This window comes from Brevundimonas sp. SORGH_AS_0993 (assembly GCF_030818545.1).
Lineage (GTDB): Bacteria > Pseudomonadota > Alphaproteobacteria > Caulobacterales > Caulobacteraceae > Brevundimonas.
Window position 1 is genome coordinate 1,384,666 of the sequence record NZ_JAUTAH010000001.1, and the last position, 21,298, is coordinate 1,405,963.

General features: G+C 68.5%; 16 protein-coding genes and 1 pseudogene. 7 read left to right on the plus strand and 10 right to left on the minus strand.

From position 1 onward, the window contains the following. Positions 1-11 precede the first annotated feature (11 nt). The 4 genes from QE389_RS06880 to QE389_RS06895 form a co-directional block, all read right to left on the minus strand. Entirely contained in the window at positions 12-1,307 is a 1,296-nt protein-coding gene (locus QE389_RS06880) for a pentapeptide repeat-containing protein (RefSeq protein WP_307365723.1), read from the minus strand. A 186-nt stretch (positions 1,308-1,493) separates the two neighbouring features. After that, positions 1,494-2,123 carry a bifunctional diaminohydroxyphosphoribosylaminopyrimidine deaminase/5-amino-6-(5-phosphoribosylamino)uracil reductase RibD gene (locus tag QE389_RS06885; RefSeq protein WP_307365724.1) on the minus strand — a complete coding sequence of 210 codons (630 nt, stop codon included), beginning with the start codon at positions 2,121-2,123 and terminating at the stop codon, positions 1,494-1,496. Next, on the minus strand, positions 2,120-2,836 hold the full coding sequence (gpmA, locus tag QE389_RS06890) for a 2,3-diphosphoglycerate-dependent phosphoglycerate mutase (protein ID WP_307365727.1): 717 nt from the start codon (positions 2,834-2,836) through the stop codon (positions 2,120-2,122). Before gpmA ends, QE389_RS06885 begins: the two co-directional genes overlap by 4 nt. 296 nt (positions 2,837-3,132) lie before the next feature. Beyond that, positions 3,133-5,823 (minus strand): TonB-dependent receptor, encoded by a 2,691-nt coding sequence (locus QE389_RS06895; protein ID WP_307365729.1) that lies wholly within the window; start codon positions 5,821-5,823, stop codon positions 3,133-3,135. Between the two features lie 337 nt (positions 5,824-6,160). Here QE389_RS06895 and rpsT point away from each other — a divergent pair, with 337 nt between their 5' ends. From rpsT to gyrB, 5 genes and pseudogenes are all read left to right on the plus strand, one after another. Next, a complete protein-coding gene (rpsT, locus tag QE389_RS06900; RefSeq protein ID WP_292086855.1) occupies positions 6,161-6,430 on the plus strand; it encodes a 30S ribosomal protein S20 in 270 nt (89 codons plus the stop codon). A 457-nt stretch (positions 6,431-6,887) separates the two neighbouring features. Next, positions 6,888-8,363, plus strand: coding sequence for a chromosomal replication initiator protein DnaA (gene dnaA, locus QE389_RS06905; RefSeq protein WP_373458295.1), 1,476 nt, complete (start codon positions 6,888-6,890; stop codon positions 8,361-8,363). A gap of 107 nt (positions 8,364-8,470) precedes the next feature. After that, positions 8,471-9,589 carry a DNA polymerase III subunit beta gene (dnaN, locus tag QE389_RS06910; protein ID WP_307365731.1) on the plus strand — a complete coding sequence of 373 codons (1,119 nt, stop codon included), beginning with the start codon at positions 8,471-8,473 and terminating at the stop codon, positions 9,587-9,589. An 83-nt stretch (positions 9,590-9,672) separates the two neighbouring features. Beyond that, positions 9,673-10,806, plus strand: a complete 1,134-nt coding sequence (gene recF / locus QE389_RS06915) for a DNA replication/repair protein RecF (RefSeq protein ID WP_307365733.1) — start codon at positions 9,673-9,675, stop codon at positions 10,804-10,806. A 143-nt stretch (positions 10,807-10,949) separates the two neighbouring features. Next, positions 10,950-13,386: pseudogene (gene gyrB / locus QE389_RS06920) on the plus strand (DNA topoisomerase (ATP-hydrolyzing) subunit B). Between the two features lie 27 nt (positions 13,387-13,413). Here gyrB and QE389_RS06925 read toward each other — a convergent pair. From QE389_RS06925 to QE389_RS06950, 6 genes are all read right to left on the minus strand, one after another. Continuing rightward, entirely contained in the window at positions 13,414-13,857 is a 444-nt protein-coding gene (locus QE389_RS06925; RefSeq protein ID WP_307365735.1) for a hypothetical protein, read from the minus strand. A 70-nt stretch (positions 13,858-13,927) separates the two neighbouring features. Next, positions 13,928-14,335 (minus strand): DUF6491 family protein, encoded by a 408-nt coding sequence (locus QE389_RS06930; RefSeq protein ID WP_307365736.1) that lies wholly within the window; start codon positions 14,333-14,335, stop codon positions 13,928-13,930. Positions 14,336-14,383: 48 nt separating this feature from the next. Next, positions 14,384-16,159: an FAD-dependent 5-carboxymethylaminomethyl-2-thiouridine(34) oxidoreductase MnmC gene (mnmC, locus tag QE389_RS06935; protein WP_307365738.1), complete on the minus strand. Its 1,776-nt coding sequence runs from the start codon at positions 16,157-16,159 to the stop codon at positions 14,384-14,386. A 75-nt stretch (positions 16,160-16,234) separates the two neighbouring features. Next, complete coding sequence (locus QE389_RS06940) at positions 16,235-16,582, minus strand: hypothetical protein (RefSeq protein WP_307365740.1); 348 nt, start codon at positions 16,580-16,582, stop codon at positions 16,235-16,237. Between the two features lie 67 nt (positions 16,583-16,649). After that, positions 16,650-17,516 carry a flagellar motor stator protein MotA gene (gene motA / locus QE389_RS06945; protein WP_307365742.1) on the minus strand — a complete coding sequence of 289 codons (867 nt, stop codon included), beginning with the start codon at positions 17,514-17,516 and terminating at the stop codon, positions 16,650-16,652. A gap of 85 nt (positions 17,517-17,601) precedes the next feature. Continuing rightward, entirely contained in the window at positions 17,602-19,401 is a 1,800-nt protein-coding gene (locus QE389_RS06950; RefSeq protein ID WP_307365746.1) for a long-chain-acyl-CoA synthetase, read from the minus strand. Positions 19,402-19,722: 321 nt separating this feature from the next. Between QE389_RS06950 and QE389_RS06955 the strand changes: the two genes are divergently transcribed. Both QE389_RS06955 and QE389_RS06960 read left to right on the plus strand, forming a co-directional pair. Then, entirely contained in the window at positions 19,723-20,295 is a 573-nt protein-coding gene (locus tag QE389_RS06955) for a hypothetical protein (protein ID WP_307365748.1), read from the plus strand. Positions 20,296-20,487: 192 nt separating this feature from the next. Then, positions 20,488-20,793 (plus strand): plasmid stabilization protein, encoded by a 306-nt coding sequence (locus tag QE389_RS06960; protein WP_307365751.1) that lies wholly within the window; start codon positions 20,488-20,490, stop codon positions 20,791-20,793. The last annotated feature ends 505 nt before the right edge of the window (positions 20,794-21,298 follow it).

A 21,298-nucleotide genomic window follows, 5' to 3' on the forward strand; every position in this document is an offset into this window, starting at 1 on the left:
GCCGGCAGAAATCAGGGGCGGTGCGTCAGGGGCGGTGCGTCAGGGGCCGAGTCGATGACCAGACCTTGCGCGCCCGTCAGATTGGCCTCGGTCAGGTCAGTCTGACGGGTCTGTGCGCCGTGCAGGACGGCCCGGCCCAGATCGGCCCCGACCAGGACCGCGCGCCGCAGATCCGCGCCGGTCAGGTCCGCGCCTCTCAGGATCGCGCCGGTCAAGTCTGCGGGCAGCATCCGGTCCGCCGTCAGCAACAGCGGCCCCAGCTGGGCCTGGCGCAGGTCGGCCCCGTTCAGCTTGGCCCCGCGCAGCCGCGCGCCGCGCAGATCGGCGTGGCAGAGGCGCGCCGAACGCAGATCCGCGTTTTCGAGATGCGCGCCCTGAAGCTGCACTCCCTCCATGTCCAGGCCGTAGAAGACCGCGCCCTTGGCCGAAAGGGCGGTCAGGTTCAGGCCGGTGATCGATCTTAGCGGCCGCAGATCGACGCCGTCGAAGACGGAGGGCTGGCCTTCCAGGCCGCCGGTCTCGCACCAGTGCGCATGGTCGCGCAGCATTTCGGCGGCGGGCATCTTGTGAACGGATTCACCGACCGTGCTCCGATCGGTCAGGGCCCCCTCCATGTCGGCCCCGTCCCGCCGCGACAGGGTCATGTTGCAGCCGACCAGCACCGCGTCGCGCAGGTCGGCGCCGGACAGATCGGCCCCCGACAGGTCCGCGCCCGCCAGATCCGCACCGCGAAAATCGGCCTGTTTCAGATTGGCGCGGACCAGTTTGCAGTCCTTCATCACCGCGCCCGAGAAGTCCGCCTTGACGGCGATGACGCCCGACATCTTGGATCGTTGCAGATTGGCGCCGGCCAGGCAGGCGCCGACCGCCTCGGTCTCGTTGCGCTGGCGCGGCTCGATGACCCGAAAGCCCAGTCGGGCGTCGGCGGCGGCCATCGCGCCCTCGCGCAGATCGGCCTCGAACAGGTCGGCGCCCGACAGGTCCGCGCCGCGCAGACAGGCCCCGCGCAGATCGGCCCGACGCAGGCTGGCCTCGGCCAGGACGGCGTCCTGCATGTCGGCGCTGAAGAAGCTGGCGTTGTCCAGCCGCGCCCCGGTCAGGTCGCAGCCCGAAAGGCAAGCGGCCGAGAAGTCGGCGTCCGACAGGTTGCGGCCCTTGAGGTCAAGGCCCGACAGATCCATCCATGTGAAGACGGCGCGCGCCCCGCCGGGGCGGGCCTGGAACAGTCGGTCGTGCCGGGCGCAGAGGACGTCCAGTTCCGCCTGGGTCAGGCGTTTGCGCACGATCGGTTCGGCGGCCAGGGCCATCCGACCACGGTGAGGCGAAACCGCTTAAGAAAGCATTCTTGGCCGTTCGGCCAGGGCCTGATCCGTCGAGGAGGAATCGCTACGGGATTTCGCCGATACGGTGAATCAGACTCCAGGTACGAGCGAGAGCCTGATTCACGCTTCAGCCGGAACCGCAGAGCGTTTCCCGTCTAAAACGGTCAGGCTCTACTCGGTCAGCAAGCCCTGGGCGCGCAGGGCCTGGGCCAGTTCGCCCTCCCCGGTCCACAGGCGGGTGTAGCCGGCCTCGCCCAATCGTTTCAGTTCGGTGATCAGATCGGCCTTGGCCGAGGCGGCGAAACGGCCGTCGAAGCCCGTCCCGTCCTGGCTGACGCGCACCATCGGCCGGCCGGTCTCCAGCCGGTGGAGGAAGCCTTCGCACAGGACGGCGGCCTCTTCGCTCATCAGCCCCGTCTCGACGGTCAGGCCCTGGGCGCGCAAACGTTCGGTCCCGCGCCCCGCCGCGAAGGGCGAAGGATCCAGGCACGCGACGACAACGCGCGCCACGCCCGCCTCGGTCAGGAAGTGGGCGCAGGATTTGCGGCCCGAGGACCGCGCTCCGCACGGCTCGAGCGTGACATAGACGGTCGATCCGGCGGCGTCGGCGCCCGCGGCCGGCACGGCCTGTTCCTCGGCGTGAGGACGTCCGCCGGGCGCGGTCGCGGCCTGGGCCGCCACGCGCCCGTCCTTGACGATGACGCAGCCCACGGCGGGATTGGGCCAGGTCTCGCCCATTCGCCCGGTCGCCAGGGCGATGGCCTGGGCCATGAAGCCGCGGTCTGCGTCGCTCGTGCTCATGCGGCGACCGGCGGCAGGTCTTCGGCGCGCGCCGCGTCCAGATAGCGGGCCGAGACGGGCTTCAGGGCCTCGTCCAGGTCGATCTCCAGCGGATTGCCGGTCGGGATCTCCACGCCGACGATCCGGTCGTCGGGCACGTTGAACAACAATTTGACGATGGCGCGCAGGGAGTTGCCGTGGGCGGCGATCAGCACGTCCTCGCCCGCCTTCAGGCGCGGCGCGATGTCGGCGTCCCAATACGGCTTCACCCGGTCCAGGGTGGTCTTCAGGCTTTCGGTGTCGGGGATGGCCTTGCCGGCGTAGCGGGGATCGGCGTTGAAATCGAACTCTCCGCCCGGCGCCAGCGGGGGCGGCGGCACGTCATAGCTGCGCCGCCAGATCTTGACCTGGTCCTCGCCGTGCTTGTCGGCCGTCTCGGCCTTGTTCAGGCCGGTCAGGCCCCCATAGTGCCGCTCGTTCAGGCGCCAGTCCTCGATCACCGGCACGTCCGTCAGACCCGCCGCCTGCAGGGCCAGGGCGCCGGTGCGCCTGGCGCGGGTCAGGACCGAGGTGAACATGACCGCCGGCTTGAACCCGGCCTGGGCGATCAGTTCGCCGCCGCGCAGCGCCTGAGCCTCGCCTTCCGCCGTCAGATCGACGTCGACCCAGCCGGTGAAACGGTTTTCGAGGTTCCACTGGCTTTGGCCATGGCGGAGCAGGATCAGGCGCGGCATTCGGTCGGTCCTTTGGAAAACGATCCGTTCGGGTAAGCCGCCGTCATGGGCCGGTCAAGTTTCGCCAGTGGAGGCGGAGGGATGAAGGGTGCTAATAAGCAAGGGGTGAGCGAAGACAGGGCGCGACGCTTGCGTCGCTCACCTCTTTGCTCACTCGCACTGTTCACCACGCCAGGCCGACCGCCATGTCCGACCGCGTCTTCTTTCCGCTGGCCCTGCTGGGCGTCGCCGCCCTGGTCGCCCTGGCCCTGGTCTGGCCGTGATCTGCCGTGATCTGGCCCTGACGCCCCGACAGGTCAGAACAGGATCTTGCGCAGGTTGATGCGGAACACTCGGCCCTGCGGGTCCAGATAGTCGGGCTGATAGTTCACCGGCGTGCGCCCGTCGCTGCTGGTCACGGAGATGCGGTCGTCGAACAGGTTCTGGACGCCGAAGCCGATGCGCGCGCCCTTCAGGATCGGGAAACGCGCGACCAGAGACGTCCGTTGGGTCAGATCGGCGAAGGCGAACAGATTGACGGTCGTGCGGCCCGAGAAATCCAGGTCCGGCGAGCCCGCGCGATTGCTCTCCACCGTCGTGCCCGACCGCCAGTTGGCGTTGACGAAGGCGCCGAAACCGTTGCGGAAGGCGCCGGCCTGCAACTGGACCTCATGGCGGGACTGGCCGCCCGAGCCGCTGATGCTGTCGCCGTCCAGCAGGTTCAGGGGCGCCAGGCCCTCGCGGATGACCACCTCGTCCTGAACGCGCCAGGTATGGGTCAGCGACAGGTTGAACATCCCCTGCCCCGGCTGCATGCCCGGCGCCTGAGACCCGCGTAGACGCCCGCCCGGACCGCCCGGACCGCCGGGGCCGCCGCCGGGAGGGCCGCCCATCATGCGGCCGCCGCCAGGACCGCCGGGACCGCGTCCGAAACCAGGCTCTCCGCCGGTGGTCGGCGACGGCGTGCCGAACGGCCGCGAGAAGTTGAAGCCCCACTGCACGTCCTGCTGCTCGCGTCGCGCGAAATTCAGCGGGCGGGCGTCGATGGACAGCAGATCACCGTCGCCGTTGCGGGTGAAGCGTTCCGGCAGAGCCGCCTCAAGGTCGGGGGTGATGGCCGGGAAGCCGGCGATCTCGTTGTCGGTTTCGGTGCGGGTATAGGCCAGGTTCAGCCGGAAGTCGGTGGCCGCCAGCGGCTGCCAGTTGGCGCCCAGCTTGATGATGTGGCGGTCCTCGGCCTTCAGATTGGGATCGCCGCCGGTGATCTGGACGATCTCCACCGTCTGGCCCGTGGCGAAGTCGAACACCGGCGTGTTCGGCGTCGACAGCGTCGGATCGTTCAGTTGCTGGATCGTCGGCGCCTTGCTGGTGTCGGAGTAGTTGGCCGACAACGACAGGCGATCCACCGGCGACCAGTTCAGCCCGCCGCCCAGCGAACTGACGCCGCCGAAATCCGACAACTGCTGATAGGCCAGGTTCAGATTGGCCGACAGGTCGCCGATCTTGGGCAGAACGCCCTTGTCGCGGCTGGAGATGGGCAGGTCGAAATTGGCCTGGACCGCGCCCAGGTCGCGCGATTGGGACCGATCGGTCGTCACGTCGCCGCGCACGCTTTCGGAATCCAGAGACTGGTGCGTGGCGCCCACCTTGAAGGTGGCGTTCAGGCGTCCGGCCGGAAGTTCATAGGCCGTGCCGTTGAAGACCAGTTCGGCGTTGGCCGTCTGGGCGACGGAGTTGGCGGTGTCGCGCACCGCGACCGTGACCGCTCCGTCAATGTCGCCGAACGGATTGACGGTCGGATCGCCCGCCGAGATCACGCCCTGCAAGGCCGCGGCGTCGACGCCCCGGCCCGTCGTGGTGTCGGTCCGGACGCGGCTGTATTCGCCCGTCGCGGTCCAGCGCCATTCGCCCAGATAGCCGTCGAAGACCGATCCGAACTCGGCCGTGCGGCTGTTGGTCTGGCGCGTCAGGGCGTCGGGCCGATCAATGTAGCGATAAAGAAGAACGTCGTCGCCGAAGGGCGACCAGGGGCTGGTCTCGGGCAGGGTCAGGGTGACGCCGGGCAGGCCCAGATAGCTGCGGCTGCTGCTGTCCTCCAGGCTGGCGCTCAGGGTCATGCCGACCTTGTCGTTCAGGTCGTGCTTGTAGGTTCCGGCGATGGAGGCCTCAGCCTGGCGCGGCAGCAGGGTGCGGTAGGCGGTCAGGTCGACGTCGCGGGCCGCCCCCGCGGTCGAGACGAAATCCGCCAGCGTCGGGGGACGCGAGGCGGCGACGGTCGGAACGCCCGCCACCGAAACCGGCCCGCCGGCCAGGGCCGACAGGGCGGGGTCGATCTGGCCGCCGTTCACCCCGCCGACATTGCCGATCCGGTCGAACAGCACGCCCGTGTCGCGGCGGTCGATGTTGCGTTCGGTCTCGAACAGGCTGTTGCTGGCGTCGCCGTTGACGTCCAGCGACCAGCGGTCGCCGCCGGCGATGCGCAGCACATTGTTCTCGGTCGAGGTGGTGGTGCGCCCGCCCTGCTCGGACCGGGACACGTTCACCGATGTCGTCAGGGACTTGAAGTCCGCCTTCAGGACGATGTTCACCACCCGCTGGTCGGCGCTGTAGCCGTAGGACAGGGCCGTTTCCTCGGGCAGGATGTCGAACCGCTCGATGGCCTCGGGCGGCAGGCCGCGGATTTCGCGGAAGCCCGAGATGCGCCGCCCGTTCACCAGAAAGACCGGCGAGCCGCCGCGCGCGCTGCGGGTCTGGGCCTCCAGCAATGTGACCAGTTCACCGATATTGGTGGCGCCGAACGCCTGAAGCTGGGTCGCGTCATAGGAGACGATGGGCTCCTGCCCGCCCAAGGCCACGCCGCGCTTCTGGGCCGTGACCACGACATCGGGCAGCACCGCCGTCGGCTCAGGCTGCTCCTGGACCGCCGCGGCGGCGGCGGCCGGAACGACCTCGGCCTGGACAGGCGCGGCGGGAGCCAGGGCGAGCAGCATCAGGGCGGTGGAATTCATAAGGCGGGCGATCCGGCGGCAAGCGAGGCGAAGAAGGGGTGTGCAGACGCGATAAAGGTGGCGGGAAAACGACCAAAACCTTAAGCTATGCAAAGGTTTCGCCCAGGTCGAAATTCTTCGTTCCGCCGCGACGGAATGGCGGCTTCGGCGCGTTGAAAGGTGTTGCTCCAGAGTGAAAAGGGCGGTTTTGGCGGCCGGCCGGCGTCGGCGCGGGCTTCGGACAGGGACGTCAGACTCCGCGTTGACCGTCGCCTGCCTTTCCGCTATACGCCCGCCCTCTTGAGATTTCCGCGCCGTGGACGTGTGCTCCGCGGCGTTTTCCGTTCGAAGGTTTGACATGGCCAACAACCCCGGCGCCCGCAAGGCGATCCGCAAGATCGAAGCGCGGACCCAAGTGAACAAGGCGCGTCGCTCGCGCGTTCGCACCTATCTGCGCAAGTTCCAGGAAGCCCTGGCCGGCGGCGACGTCGCCGTGGCCAAGACCGCCTTCAACGAAGCCCAGTCCGAACTGATGCGCGCCGTCTCCAAGGGCGTGGTTCACAAGAACACCGGCTCGCGCAAGGTCAGCCGTCTGGCCGCCCAGCTGAAGAAGCTGTCGGCCGCCTGATCCGTTAAGGTTCAGGAGGACCACGGAACGGTCTTCACTGTTCCGTTGCGGGATTTCCTAGTGATTTCAACGGCGAGGAAGCATGAGCTTCCTCGCCGTTTCGCGTTTGGCCGTTAACTTTCGATCCCGCCGGACCCCGAAAATTCAGCAGTCGAACGGGGAATTTCCCAAGCAGAATTGGCGTTTGACGGAGTCAAACAATTTAACTGCGAATCGACCGACGAATCAGCGTTGACCCGACCGGCTCGCAGCGTAAGTTTTGGCCTCTAACGCACTTCCATCCTCACACGGATGAAGGCGGCGCGGGACCTTTAAGTGTCGTGCTGGCGGGAGATGTCTGTTCAGGAACCCGACCCCGTCCGGAAAGCTTCGCTTTTCGGCGCAGGAGAAGTCGTCCCTGACACATCCCATGAAGGGCGTTGGGCTGGATGGGTTCTTGTTAGCGGGCGGCTGATCGATGGTAGGGGGCGTAACGGCGATGGCGAGTGCGGCGAACGGATCGGGCATGACGGATCCGGACCGCATCTGGAGCGAGGCTTCGGTGCGTCTGCGCGCCGAAATCGGCGACGGCCCTTTTTCGTCCTACATCGCCCCTTCGGCCGTGCGCATGGACAGCGCCGGCCATCTGATCCTGGTCACGCCCACCGCCTACGCCCGCGACTGGGTGCGCAAGAACGCCCTGCGTCGCATGAACGAGCTGTGGCTGGGGCTGGACGGTCTGAACCGCAGGCTGGACGTGCGGTGCCGCGCCGAGGTCGGATCGGTCCCGCCGGCGACCGCCGTGGGCGGCAATGTGGTGGACGCCGGCCCGCGCCTGGCCGCCCTCTCCTCTTCGGCTCATCTGGCGACCCCGACCATGGCTCCCGTCGCCGACGGCGCCCGTGCCGTGCGCGCCGCGGGTCTGCAGGACCGCCTGACCTTCGACAGCTTCGTGGAAGGCCAGGGCAACGCCTTCGCCCTGGCCATCGCCAGACAGGTGGCCAGCTGGGCCGACGGCCATTTCAACCCGGTCTTCTTCTGCGGCCCCTATGGCTACGGCAAGACCCACCTGTTGAACGCCATCGCCTGGGAGGCCCAGCGCCTACGGCCCCAGGCCAAGGTCGTCTATCTGACCGCCGAACGCTTCCTGTCGACCTTCGTGAAGGCGATGCAGGACCGATCGACCGCCGCCTTCAAGGAAAGCCTGCGTTCAGCCGACATGCTGCTGCTGGACGACGTCCAGTTCGTGGGCGGCAAGGCCTCGACCCAGGAAGAGCTGCTGTCGACCCTGACCGCCCTGATCGAGGACGGCAAGCGGATCGTCTTCTCGGCCGACCGCGCGCCGATGGCCCTGACCGAGGTGGAGCCGCGCCTGCGCAGCCACCTGGCCGCGGGCCTGACCTGCCCGGTCGAGGCGGGCGACCGCGAGCTGAAGATCGCCGTGGCCCGCAACCGCCTGAAGGCCCTGTCGGCCCTGGGCGTCGTCCAGGGCGAGGCCGCGCCCGAGGTGCTGGCCCAGCTGGTCGATCGCACCCCCGGTTCGATGCGCGAACTGGAAGGCGCCGTGAACACCCTGGCCGCCGCGGCCGGCGCGCGCCTGTCGTCGGTGTCGGTGGACGAGGCTTCGGTGCTGCTGGGCGCCGCCCTGCGCGGCGGGCCCGAGCGCCGCATCACCGTGGACGAGATCCAGAAGACGGTCGCCGACCACTTCAACCTGAAGCAGGCCGATCTGCTGAGCGAGCGCCGCACCCGGTCGGTGGCCCGCCCGCGCCAGATCGCCATGTATCTGTGCAAACAGCACACGACCCGCTCCTATCCCGACATCGGTCGTCGGTTCGGCGGCCGGGATCACACCACCGTCCTGCACGGGGTGCGCAAGATCGAGGAGCTGATGCCGCAGGACGATCAGATCGCCCGCGACGTCGAGGCCCTGACGCGCAAGCTGCGGGGCTGAAGCTGTGGAGCAGCGGGTCTGACCCGTTGCTCCCGCCGCGCAATCCGCTAGTGTCCCAGGTCACTTAACCGCGACCCAGCGAGTCGGGCCGCGCCGGGCGAGACGACATGCAGCTGACCATCGAACGATCCGCGCTCCTGAAGGCCCTGGGCCATGTGCAGAGCGTCGTCGAACGTCGAAACACCATTCCGATCCTGTCCAATGTGCTGCTGAGCGCCGGACGCGACCGCCTGGCCTTCGCCGCGACCGATCTGGACATGGAGATGGTCGACGAGGCCGAAGCCCAGGTGCAGGTCGAGGGCCAGATCACGGCGCCCGCCCACACCCTGTACGAAATCGTGCGCAAACTGCCCGAGGGGGCCGAGGTCGCCCTGACCTATTCCGGCGACGATCCGCGCCTGGTGGTGTCGGCCGGCCGGTCGCGCTTCAACCTGCCGGTCCTGCCGGCGGGCGACTTCCCCGTCATGTCGACCGACAGCGCCGGCGCCGCCTATGTCCTGCCTAAGGAAGACCTGGCGCGCCTGATCGACAAGACCCGGTTCGCCGTCTCGACCGAGGAGACGCGCTACTATCTGAACGGCTTGTATCTGCACACGGTGGCCGAACAGGGCATCCCGCTGCTGCGCGCCGTGGCCACCGACGGCCACCGCCTGGCCCTGGCCGAGACCCCCGCGCCGGAGGGCGCGGCCGGCGGCCCCGGCGTGATCGTGCCCCGCAAGACGGTCGATCAGGTCCGCCGCCTGCTGGACGATGCGGGCGGTCCGGTCGAGGTCCAGGTTTCGGCCCAGAAGATCCGGTTCCAGATGGGCGAGGCGTCCCTGACGTCCAAGGTCATCGACGGCGCCTTCCCCGACTATCTGCGCGTCATCCCGCGCGGCAACGACAAACAGGCCGACATCGACAACGCCCTGTTCGCCAAGGCTGTCGATCGCGTCGCCACCATCTCGGCGGAAAAGAGTCGGTCGGTGAAGCTGGCCTTCGACAACGATCGCGTGAAGCTGACCGTGCGCAACATGGAAGCCGGCCAGGCCGAGGAAGAGGTCGAGATCGGCTATTCCGACGAACCGTTCGAGATCGGCTTCAACGCCCGCTATCTGCTGGACGTCGCCGGCCAGATCACCGGCGAAAACGCCGCCTTCCGCTTCGCCGACCCCGCCTCCCCGACCCTGGTGCTCGATCCGGGCGATCCGGGCGTTCAGTATGTGCTGATGCCGTTGCGGGTTTAGTCAGTGGCGAGTGATTAGTGGCGAGTGGCGAGCAGGATCAGGTTCGCATTGACTCGCCACTCGCCAATCGCCACTCGCCACTTGTGATCACCTCCCTCACCCTCACCGACTTCCGTTCCTATGCGGGCGCGCGGCTGGAGATGACCTCCGGGCCTGTGGTGCTGCATGGGCCGAATGGGGCGGGAAAGACCAATCTCTTGGAGGCGATCAGCCTCTTGACCCCCGGCAAGGGCCTGCGAGGCGCGACCGCCGCCGAGATGGGGCGGCGCGAGCCCGGCGAGGCCACAGGCCGCGCCTGGGCCGTCATGGTCGAACTGGACGACGAGACGCGGCTGGGCACCGGCGTTCAGGCGGCGGGGGCGGCGCGGCGGATCGTGCGGATCGACGGGGAGACGGCCCCGCCGGGGCGGCTGCTGGATTATCTGCGGCCGGTCTGGGCCACGCCGGAACAGGACCGGCTGTTTTCCGACGCGCGGGCCGAGCGGCTGAAATTCTTCGACCGGCTGGTCTTCGCCGCCGACCCCGACCACGCCGCCCGCGTCTCGGCCTATGGCAAGGCCCTGCGCGAGCGGCTGCGGCTGCTGAACGACGCCCAGGACGGCCGCGAGGCGGACCCCGTGTGGCTCGACGCGCTGGAGCTTCGCCTGGGCGAGGCGGGCGCCCGCGCCGCCGTCGCCCGCGTCGCCGCGCTGCACGCGCTTCAGGCCGCCATCGACGCCCGGAGCGATCGCCCCTTTCCTCAGGCCGACCTGGGCCTTAACGGCGCCGCCGAACAAATGGCCGAGGCCAGCGCCGAAGAGGACGAGATCGCCGCCACGATCCGCGAGGGCCTGGCCCGCGCCCGCACCCGCGACGCCGCCGCCGGCCGCTCCCTGTTCGGGCCGCACCGCACCGACCTGACGGCCATCCACCGCGAGAAGCAACGCCCCGCCGCCGAGGGGTCGTCCGGCGAACAGAAGGCCCTGGTCCTGAACCTGATCCTGGCCCAGATCAGCCGCCTGGCGCACCCTGACGTCGCCGGGGCCGCCCGCCCCCTGTTGCTGCTGGACGAGGCGCCCGCCCACCTGGACAAAGCCCGGCGCGCCGCCCTGTTCGACGAGATCGAGGCCCTGAAACTGCAAGCCTTCATGACCGGCACCGAACGCGACCTGTTCGCCGGTCTGGAAGGCCGCGCCCAGTTCGTGCGCGTCGCCGGGGGCGCGCTGGAAAGCGACTAGGCGGCGCGGCGGAAACCCTCGCTTTTTCGCCGGAATTTCCTATATGTTGCGGGCTTCGGCGCGGTGCGATCCCGCTGTCGATTCGAGCGTCGGGTTCGGCGCTCCCTCCCCGTCCCGGTCGGGACTTCAGAGCCGACGACTTCATGACCGATCCGATTGCAGACCAGCCCGAATACGGCGCCGATTCCATCAAGGTTCTCAAGGGCCTGGACGCCGTGCGCAAACGCCCCGGCATGTATATCGGGGACACGGACGACGGCTCGGGCCTGCACCACATGGTCTATGAGGTGGTGGACAACGCCATCGACGAGGCCCTGGCCGGTCACGCCGACCTGGTCCAGGTCATTCTGAACGCCGACGGCTCCGTCACCGTGACCGACAACGGGCGCGGCATCCCGACCGACATCCACGCCGAGGAAGGCGTGTCGGCGGCCGAGGTCATCATGACCCAGTTGCACGCGGGCGGTAAGTTCGACCAGAACTCCTACAAGGTCTCGGGGGGTCTGCACGGCGTGGGCGTGTCGGTCGTGAACGCCCTGTCCGACTGGTTGCAGCTGAAGATCTACCGCGACGGCAAACAGCACGAGATGCGTTTCGAGCGCGGCGATACGGCCAAGTCGCTGGAAGTCACCGGCGTCGCCCCGATCCGCGAGACCGGCGACAAGGCGGGCCAGCCGCTGAGCGGCACCGAAGTCACCTTCTTCCCCTCGATCACGACCTTCAGCCACATCGATTTCGACTTCAAGACGCTGGAACACCGGCTGCGCGAACTGGCCTTCCTGAACTCGGGCGTGGTCATCCGCCTGGCCGACATGCGCCCTGCCGAGCCGATCGACGTGACCCTGCACTACGAGGGCGGGGTCGAAGCCTTCGTGCGCCACCTGGACAAGTCCAAACAGCCCCTGCTGAAGGACGTCATCGTTATTCGCGGCAAGAAGGACGGGATCGAACTGGATCTGGCCCTGTGGTGGAACGACAGCTACCACGAGACCATGCTGTGCTTCACCAACAACATCCCCCAGCGGGATGGGGGGCACCCACCTGTCGGCCTTCCGCGCGTCGCTGACGCGGGTGATGGGCGGCTATATCGAAAGCTCGGGCCTGGCCAAGAAGGAGAAGGTCGCCCCGACCGGCGAGGACGCCCGCGAGGGCCTGACCTGCGTGCTGTCGGTCAAGGTGCCGGACCCCAAGTTCAGCTCTCAGACCAAGGACAAGCTGGTCTCGTCCGAGGTGCGCCCGGCGGTCGAGAACCTGTGCTCGGAAGGGCTGGCGACCTGGTTCGAGGAACACCCCGTCGAGGCCAAGATGATCGTCTCCAAGATCATCGAAGCCGCCTCGGCGCGCGAGGCCGCCCGCAAGGCGCGCGACCTGACCCGGCGCAAGTCGGCGCTGGAGATCAGCAGCCTGCCGGGCAAGCTGGCCGACTGTCAGGAGCGTGATCCGGCCAAGTCCGAACTGTTCATCGTCGAGGGCGACAGCGCCGGCGGCTCGGCCAAACAGGCGAGAAACCGCGAGAACCAGGCCGTCCTGCCCCTGCGCGGCAAGATCCTGAACGTCGAACGCGCCCGGTTCGACCGGATGCTGTCGTCGGACCTGATCGGCACCCTGATCCTGGCCCTGGGCACGGGCATCGGCCGCGACGACTTCAACGCCGACAAGCTGCGCTACCACAAGATCATCCTGATGGCGGACGCCGACGTGGACGGCGCCCACATCCGCACCCTGCTGCTGACCTTCTTCTATCGGCAGATGCCCGAGCTGATCGAGCGCGGTCATGTCTATATCGCCCAGCCGCCGCTTTATAAGGTCTCCAAGGGCAAGCAGAGCCGCTACCTTAAGGATCAGGCCGAGATGGACGCCTATCTGATCGAGGAAGGCGCCTCCGAAGCGGAACTGGACCTGTCGAACGGCGAGCGCCGGATGGCCCTGGACCTGCAGTCCCTGGTGCGCGAGGCCAAGGCCTTCAAGGCCGGCGTGGACCGCCTCAGTCAGCGCGCCCCGGCCTTCGCCATCGAACAGGCGGCCCTGGCCGGTCTGTTCGCCGACAACGCCGACATCGCCCACAGCGCCGCCGAGGCGGCACGGCGTCTGAACCTCTACGCCGAGGAAGGCGACGGCGACTGGTCGGGCGTTCCGGGCGCGCAAGGGGCGGTCGTCTTCTCGCGCACCCGCCGCGCGGTGCAGGAGACCATCGTGCTGGAAGAGACGCTGATCCGCTCGCTGGACGCGCGCCGTCTGGCCGAACGGGCCGTCGCCTTCGACAGCGTCTTCGCCGCGCCTGCCGTCTATCGCCGCAAGGACAAGACCACCCCGATCCGGGGACCGTTGGACCTGCTGAACGCGGTGCTGGACGCCGGCAAGAAGGGCCTGGCGATCCAGCGCTACAAGGGTCTGGGCGAGATGAACCCCGAACAGCTGTGGGAGACCACCCTGGACGCCAACGCCCGCACCCTGCTGCAGGTCTCGGTCGAACACGAGGAAGACGCCAACGACCTGTTCGCCAAACTGATGGGCGACGTGGTGGAACCCCGCCGCGAGTTCATCCAGGAAAACGCCCTGGACGCCGCCGTCGACGTCTGACGTCGGCGCTCCGTTCGGGCGGGAGCCTCAGCCGCCCCGCCCGTCCTCGATGAAGGCTTGGATGGTCGGCCAGGTCTTGCCCGTGGGCCGCAGGTTGTCGCAGGCGAACGATTTGATCGGGCCATAGACGCCGCCTGCCGGCGTCGCCTCCCACGGCGTATCTTCGGAAGACCGATCCGTCTCGGTCCCGGCGACGTCATAGGTCACTGTGGCGCCGGCGCGCGACCGGCCGTCGGCACACCGCACCATCACCTCTTCGGTCTCGTGGCTGAGGTCCGTCGCCGGACCCTGGGCGGGGACGCGCGCCAACCGCGTCGTCACCACGCCGTCGATCGGGGCCAACGCATCCAGATCAACCAGATAGGCGTTGCGATCCGTGGCGGCGACGAGGCTCCAGGTCTCGGCGGCGGCGGGCGTAACGGCGGTCAGGGCGGCGGCGCCGAAAGCCAGGCTTTTGACGAACAGGTTCATGAACTCCTCCCCAGGTGAACGCCGCCATTTCATACTTGGATCGGCCGAATTTCAATCGCCCGAAACGCCGTCAGGGCCGGGCGTTCTTGGGCAGTGCGGCGACTTCTTCCGGCGTCAGAGCCTTGTCGACGAAGCCTCGGCAACGACCGTCGCCCGGCATGCCGTTCGGCACGGCGACGTGGACCTGATCGCCGACACAGATGAAGCTGGAGGCGCCCAGCACCGGCTGGACTGACAGGGCCAGGGCGTTGTCCAGGTTCCAGCACCCGCCGCCCGTGGAAATCTTGAACACCTGGCCGCGATAGGTGCGGATGTTGAGGTCCGTCGTGCTGGCCGCGCGGAAGTTCTGGATGTCTTCGACCCTGAAACACTGGGTGGCGCGGTCGGTGCGCGCGACGCCGGCCCCGCTGGGCGGAACGGGCGCACAGCCGGCCGCCGAGACGGCTGCAAGAGCGAGAGCGAGGGGGACAAGGCGCATGACGGAGGATCCTTTCAACGGAAAGCGCCCAGAACCTTCCGCCTGGATTCAGGCGCTTTCAAGGGACTTGGGCGCGACCCGCGCGGCCAGGGCCGCAGGGACAGGCGACGGACGCCCCAGGATCAGAGCCGCGACATGATCCGCCAGCAGAGGCGCGACACAGAAGCCGCGCGAGCCGAGGCCGCCCAGGACATAAAGCCCGTCCTCCAGGCGCCCGGCCACCGGCAGGCGGTCCGGCGTGGCAGCCCGAACGGCGACGCGGCGCTGCGTCTCGCCGGCCTGGGCGCGGGCCGCCAGGCGGGGCAGGCGCGCGGCCAAGGTCGCCAGGTTGGCGACGCTTTCTTCGTCGCGGGGCGTCAGGTCGACATCGCCGCGCTTGTGCGTCGCGCCAAACAGAACGCCATCGGCCGTCGGCGCCGCATAGCCGCCCCAGGCGACGGCCGGCGCGGTCTGTCCCGCGACCCAGTCCGCCTGACCGCGCACCGGCGACAGGGCCAGCCGGTCGCCCAGCAGGGCCGCCGCACCCCAACCGGCCGTGACCACCACCGCCTCGACCTCGATCAGGACACCGCCGTCGGGGTCGATCAGACGCCACAGGTCGCCTGCACGCTGCAGGGCGGCCGCCTCGCCGTTCAGAATCTCGACGCCGTCCAGCCAGGCCCCCAGAACCGCGGCGGGACGCACCACGCGGGCGTCGCGCATCATCAGCCCGCCCTCCGATACCGGCTCGCCCAGCCAGGCGCCGGCCGTCGCGGCGTCCACCGCGGCCATGGCGCCATCGGGCCAAATGGGCTGGGCGGCGATCTTGGCGAAGCGGCCTTCGTCGCGCGGCTGCTGCACCAGTTGCAGCACGCCCTGGGACAGGACGGCGCCCGGCGTGCGGTCATAGAGGTCGCGCGCCCGCTCCAGGGCCTGGGCGTACAGGGCCGCCACCGTCTGGTCGCCCGCATCCAGTCGCGGGGTCGCCAGGCCGGCGGGAAAGCCCGAACCGCCCGCGCCCGGCGCCTGGGCCTCGATCACGGTCGGCCGGTGGCCCAGGGCGGCCAGGGCCCGCGCCACGGCCGCTCCGGCCACGCCCGCCCCGACCACCGCCACGCGCGGTGCGGGAGACCCAGGCGCTTCGCCAGGCAGCCGCGCCTCCAGCCGTTCACGCTTGCGGCCATGACCGGGGCGTTTGTCCACGACGAAGCCGCGCTCAGCCAAGCCGCGCCGCACCGCGCCGGCGACGGTGAAGGTGGCCAGGCGCGCGCCTGGCGCGGATCGGGCGGCCACGCCGTCCAGCACCTCGGCCGACCACATGCCGGGGTTCAAGGCGGGCGAAAACCCGTCCAGGAACCAGGCGTCCGCCTGTCCCGACCATTGCGCCAGCGCCCAGGCGGCGTCGCCGATCGCCAGGTCCAGAACGGCGTCGAACATCGGCAGGTCGATACGGTGAAAGCCGGGCGCGCCCGCCGGCCAGGCCGCGATCAAAGGGGCGGCCGCATCGGCCAGTTCGGGCCAGGCGTTCAGGGCGCGGGCCGCCTCCTGCGCCGTCAGGGGAAAGCCCTCTATGGAGAAGACGTGCAACCGTCCGCCGGCGGGCCGCGTGCAGCGCCAAAGGTCCAGCAAGGCGACGATGTTCAGGCCCGTGCCGAAGCCCAGCTCCGCGACGGTGAAGCGCGGCCGATCCGCCCAGGCCTCGGGCAGGCCGCAGCCCTGCAGGAAGACGGCGCGGGTCTCCGCCAGGCCGTCGTCGCGCGAGAAATAGACGTCGCCGAACCGGCCTGAACGGGGTTCGTCTTCGTCGGTCCAGGTCAGGCGGGGCGAGGCGTCGTCGGTCGTCATGGGGCGACCTCTAGCATGCGCCCGGCAAAAGGGCCGCCCCTCGAGGGCGGCCCCGCAGATCGTCCGAAAACCGAATTAGTGCGCGGCGGGGGCCGACGGCGCGGCAGGGGCCGTGTTGGACGCCGGAGCCGGCGTGACCGCAGCGGAAGTCGGGACGGCGCCCGCCTCGGGCGCGGTCCCGGCGTCGGGCGCCGTCGCACCCAGGGCGGCGCTGTCCAGCGCACCGGCGTTCTGCGCCGTCTGATCGGCGATCAGGGCGGCCTGGCGGGCGGCCTCCTCGGGCGTCAGGACGGCGTCCTCGGCGGCTCCGGCGGCCTCTACTGCATCGCTGGCGGGCGCGGCGGCATGCTGTTCTTCCTTCTTCTGGCAGGCGGCCAGCGCCAGGACGACGGCGGCTGCGGCGAACAGGACGGGAAGGCGCATGAGAGGTCTCCGAAACGGTCTGCGGACGATACCGCCGCCCGAAAGCGGCGGGCAAGCGGCGCCGGGATCAGTCGCTGGTGATGTTGTTCAGGGTTTCTTCCATCTCGGCGAAGGAGGGCTGGGCCGGCGACGGAATGTCGCCCCGGCCGATCTCGACCGAGATCTGGGCGGCGTTGCCATGCAGGTGGGCGACCAGCACCGACTGGATGATCTTATAATAGGCCGCTTCCTCGTTGATGATGGCGGTCAGGCGCGCGGCGAACGGGCCGACCAGGCCATAGGCCAGGAACACGCCCATGAAGGTGCCGACCAGGGCGCCGCCGATCATGCCGCCCAGAACCTCGGGCGGCTCGGTGATCGATCCCATGGTCTTGATGACCCCCAGCACGGCCGCGACGATGCCAAGAGCCGGCAGGCCGTCGGCCAGGTTCTGCAGGGCGTGGGCGTTTTCCAGATGTTCGTGATGGTGCTTTTCCAGCTGCTTTTCCATCATGTCCTCGACCTGGTGGGGGTCTTCCAGGTTCATGGTCATCATCCGCAGGGTGTCGCAGATGAAATCGACGGCGAAATGGTCCTTCAGCACTTTGGGGTACTTCTGGAAAATGGTCGATTCCTTGGGCTTTTCGATGTGGCTTTCCAGGGCCACGACGCCCTTGGACTTCATGGTCTTGGTCAGCTGGAACAACAGCGACAGCAGGTCCTTGTAGTCCTGCTTCTTCCATTTGGGGCCGGCGAACGCCTTGCCCAGGCCGCCCATCGAGCCCTTGATGACGGGCATGGAGTTGGAGATCAGGAAGGCGGCGATCCCTGCCCCGCCGATGGCCATCAACTCATGCGGCGCGGCGTGCATGATGACTTCGAACTTGCCGCCCGAAATGGCGTAGCTGCCGAAGACGAGGCCGAACAGCAGCACGATGCCGATGATCTGGAACATGGGGGCGGACGATCCTGACGCGAGAGGTCGGGATCATCGCCATTAATCATTAAGACGGTGTTTCCCGAACGCCGTCCTTCGCCGCCTAAAGCCGGGTTTCGCCGCCCAGGATCGCCTGACGCGCCGCCAGGGTGAGCTTGTGATAACCCGTCTTGCCGCCGCGCACATAAAGGGCCGCGCCCGTCCGGGCCGGGTCGAAACCGTCGGCGACCAGGTCCGCCTTGCGATACTTGAACGTCCCCGTGGTTTCGGCCGCCTCGATCAGGCGCACGAACACCGGCTGGGCGTAGGGCGGCAGCTTGGCCTCCACATAGTCGGCGAAGGTTTTGGCGTCGAACTTGCCCTCCAGCACCAGGGCCGCCATCCCCGCCTTGCCGTCCTGGCCCGGCACCGGCACGCCATAGACGATGGCCTCCTCCACGCCCGGCGCCTCGACCAGGATCTGTTCGACCTCGGAGGTGGAGACGTTCTCGCCCTTCCAGCGGAAGGTGTCGCCCATCCGGTCGACGAAGTAGAAATAGCCCTCGCTGTCCTGGCGCATCAGGTCGCCCGTGCGGAACCAGCGGTCGCCGCGCTTGAACACGTCGGTCAGGATTTTCTTCTGCGAGGCGGCCTTGTCGGCATAGCCCGAGAAGTCGTGGCGAATGTCGTTTCCGATCAGACCGATGGCCTCCCCGACTTCGCCGACCTTCACCGGCCGGCACAGACCTTCAGGGCCGCGCACCGGCTGTTCGGTGTCGACGTCGAACTGGACCAGGCGGATGTTGATCTGCGTCTTCAGATAGCCGGGGACCCGGCCGATGGCGCCCTGTTTGCCGTCGAAGTTGAACAGAGAAACATTGCCCTCGGTGGAACCATAGAACTCCAGCACCTCCGGGATGTCGAACCGGCTCTGGAAGTCGGGCCAGACGTCGGCGCGCAGGCCGTTGCCGAAGGCCAGACGCAGCTTGTGCTTCTTCTCGTCCTCCTGCGGCGGGCAGTTGACCAGATAGCGGCACAGCTCGCCGATATAGACGAACATGGTCGCGCCCGACGACCGCACGTCGGGCCAGAAGTTGGTGGCCGAGAATTTCTTGCGCAGCACCAGCCGTGCGCCGTTCAGCAGGGCCGCCCCCACGCCGACCAGGCCGCCGGTCGAATGATACAGCGGCAGAACGTTGAAGATCCGGTCCTGGGGCGTAGAGCGGGTGGCGCCCGCAAAGGCGCGCATATAGGTCCGCGCCCGCGAGTGGGGGATGCGCGCCGCCTTGGGCAGGCCCGTCGTCCCGGAGGTATAGATGTATAGGGCGGTGTCGCGGTTGGTCAGGCCCTCGCGCGCCGTGCGGCCGGGCCGCACCGAGGAGGCGCCGCGCACCGGCTTGTCGATGCCGCGCCGGTCGCTGGTCTCCATCTCTTCCGGCAGGGCCAGGACCCACAGCATCAGATTGTGGGCGACCAGGGGCCGCGCCTCCTCGATCTGGCGCCAGCAGTCCTGGTCGGCGACCACCTGGAAAGCGTTGGAGATGGTCAGGCAGTGCGCCAGACCCTGACCGTTCAGATTGGTGTTGATCAGGGCGGTCGGCACGCCGACCTTCGAAAAGCCGATCCACGCCGCCAGGTATTCGATCCGGTTGGTCATCATCAGGGCGATGGTGTCGCTGCGCCGCAGGCCCCGGCTCTTGGCCCAGTTGCCGAAGCGGTTGGCCATCGCGTCCAGCTCGCGATAGGTCAGCTTGCGGGTTTCGTCCTCGACGGCGATGTTGTTCGGGAACTTGTCGACCGCCTCTTCGAAGTCGTCGCAAAGCAGGACGTCGCTGTCCAGCTTGATCGGCTTGATGCGTTTGAGCAGGCGGAACAGGCCGCGAGCGAACCGGATGTCCCGACGGATATTCGCTACAAAGCCCATGCGCGCCGCAACTCCGAGTCTAAAGCCTGTGTCATCTTCGGTGATGACGAATGGGGGCCTCCGGGTCAATCGCGCGACTGTCTCGCCCGTCGTTTGGCCCGCGGGTTCGGCCTCCCTGCCTGCCTCGTTTGTCGCGTTGACGCGGCGGAAATCCAGAGCCCCGCCTGCTAATTATCGCCGCAAACCTGCAGCTCCGCCCCGAAATCGCCGCGAGGTCCGACACATTCCGGCGACAAGGGTGTTTCTTCGGGGCATTTGCGCCGCTGGCGGAACGCGCTCCTCGACGACGGGTTGGTGGACCGACGTTATGGAGGACGAACCATGTCGATGACCTACACCAACGCCGAAGCCGAAGCCCGCACCCAAGGCCGGGCGGAGCCGGCGGCCTTCGTACCCCGCTACGCCCGCCACACCCGGTCGAAGAAGGCCGTGAAGACCTGGATGATCCTGGCGCCCCTCGGCGCAATCGTCCTGCTGGGCAGCGGCGTCGCCATGATGCTCAACAGCGACGACCAGGCCGCGCCTGCGCCGATGGACGCCGCCCCGGCCATGCAGACCGCTCCTGCGGCGATCGACGCCACCCAGACGCCGGCCGCACCTGCGGCCATGACGCCGACCGCCAGCGAGACGCCGGCGCCGACAAGGCAGGACACGGTGGCACGTCGCGCTGACGTCGAACCGCACCGCGCCCCGCCCCGCTCGACCCGCGCCACGACCGAACGTCCTGCCGCGCCTGTTGAGACGCCGACCGTCTCCTCGGGTCCGCAGCCCTATTCGGCGCCCGCCACGGTCCGCCTGAACGCCCCGTCAGCCGCCCCGACCGTCTCGACGGCGACATCCGCGCCCACGGTCCAGACGCCGCCCCCGGTGATCGTGGTCCAACCGACCGATTGACCCAGAAAAGCCCCGGCCCCGCCGGGGCTTTTTTGTCTCCCGACACAGCGACACGGCTGGGCGAAAGGGTCGCTCAGCCAGCAGGAAGTGCGAGCGGCGATCAAGGGAAGTTCGGCGTTCTGACCTTGCGGCGGCCTTCGTCCGAGGAACCCCCGGCGAAGGCGATTGTTTCGTCCTCAAAGGAGGAATCCCATGCCGCGCGGCGACAAATCCAAATATACAGACAAGCAGGGACGCAAGGCCGATCACATCGCCGAAGGCTATGAAAAGCGCGGCGTCGCGGAAAAGGAAGCCGAACGGCGGGCTTGGGCCACAGTCAACAAGGACGATGCAGGCGGAAAAAATCCCGGAGGATCCGGACGTGGCAAGTCCACCGGCCATCCTGCCGCCCACAATGGCGGGCGAAAGGGCGGCGCGATCTCGGCCTCTCGCTCGAAAGCCGATCGGTCCGCCGCCGCCAAGAAGGGATGGGAAACCCGCCGCAGGAAAACGAGCTGAGCCGGGCGCACGAGACGGTCCTTCACCGCCCCGCCGCCTGCGGGAGACCAGGCGGGCGGAAAACGCCGACGACTGCGGCCTGATAATTCGACAGGTGTGGCTGCTGCGACCCGCAACCCGCTAGCCGCCCGGCCAGGCGATCAGGCTTGATCGAGGTCGGCGACATCCTCGCCCTTCGCTGTGGAGGGCACGGGTGTGAGAGGATCGCCGGAAAGAGGGCCTTGCGGAAGGTCGCCTTGCGGTCGATCGTCCAGGGCGGACCTGTTATTTGCGGATTCAGCCACCGGGTCGGGTCCCGGCTCGCCCGTAGGTCCGAGTCCGCCGGCTCGCAGCCGGAGCGCCTCTGAGGACGTGTTCAACGAACGCCCCCGTGCGACGCCAGCAGGCAGGGCGTCCTCGGCCTCTTGTTCCCTATTCCGATCCGTCACGGTCCCGTCTCTCTTGTAGCTGGCCGAAAGAACTCCAAGCTCACAGCCTCGAAAACGTTCCAGAGCACCCAATTGAA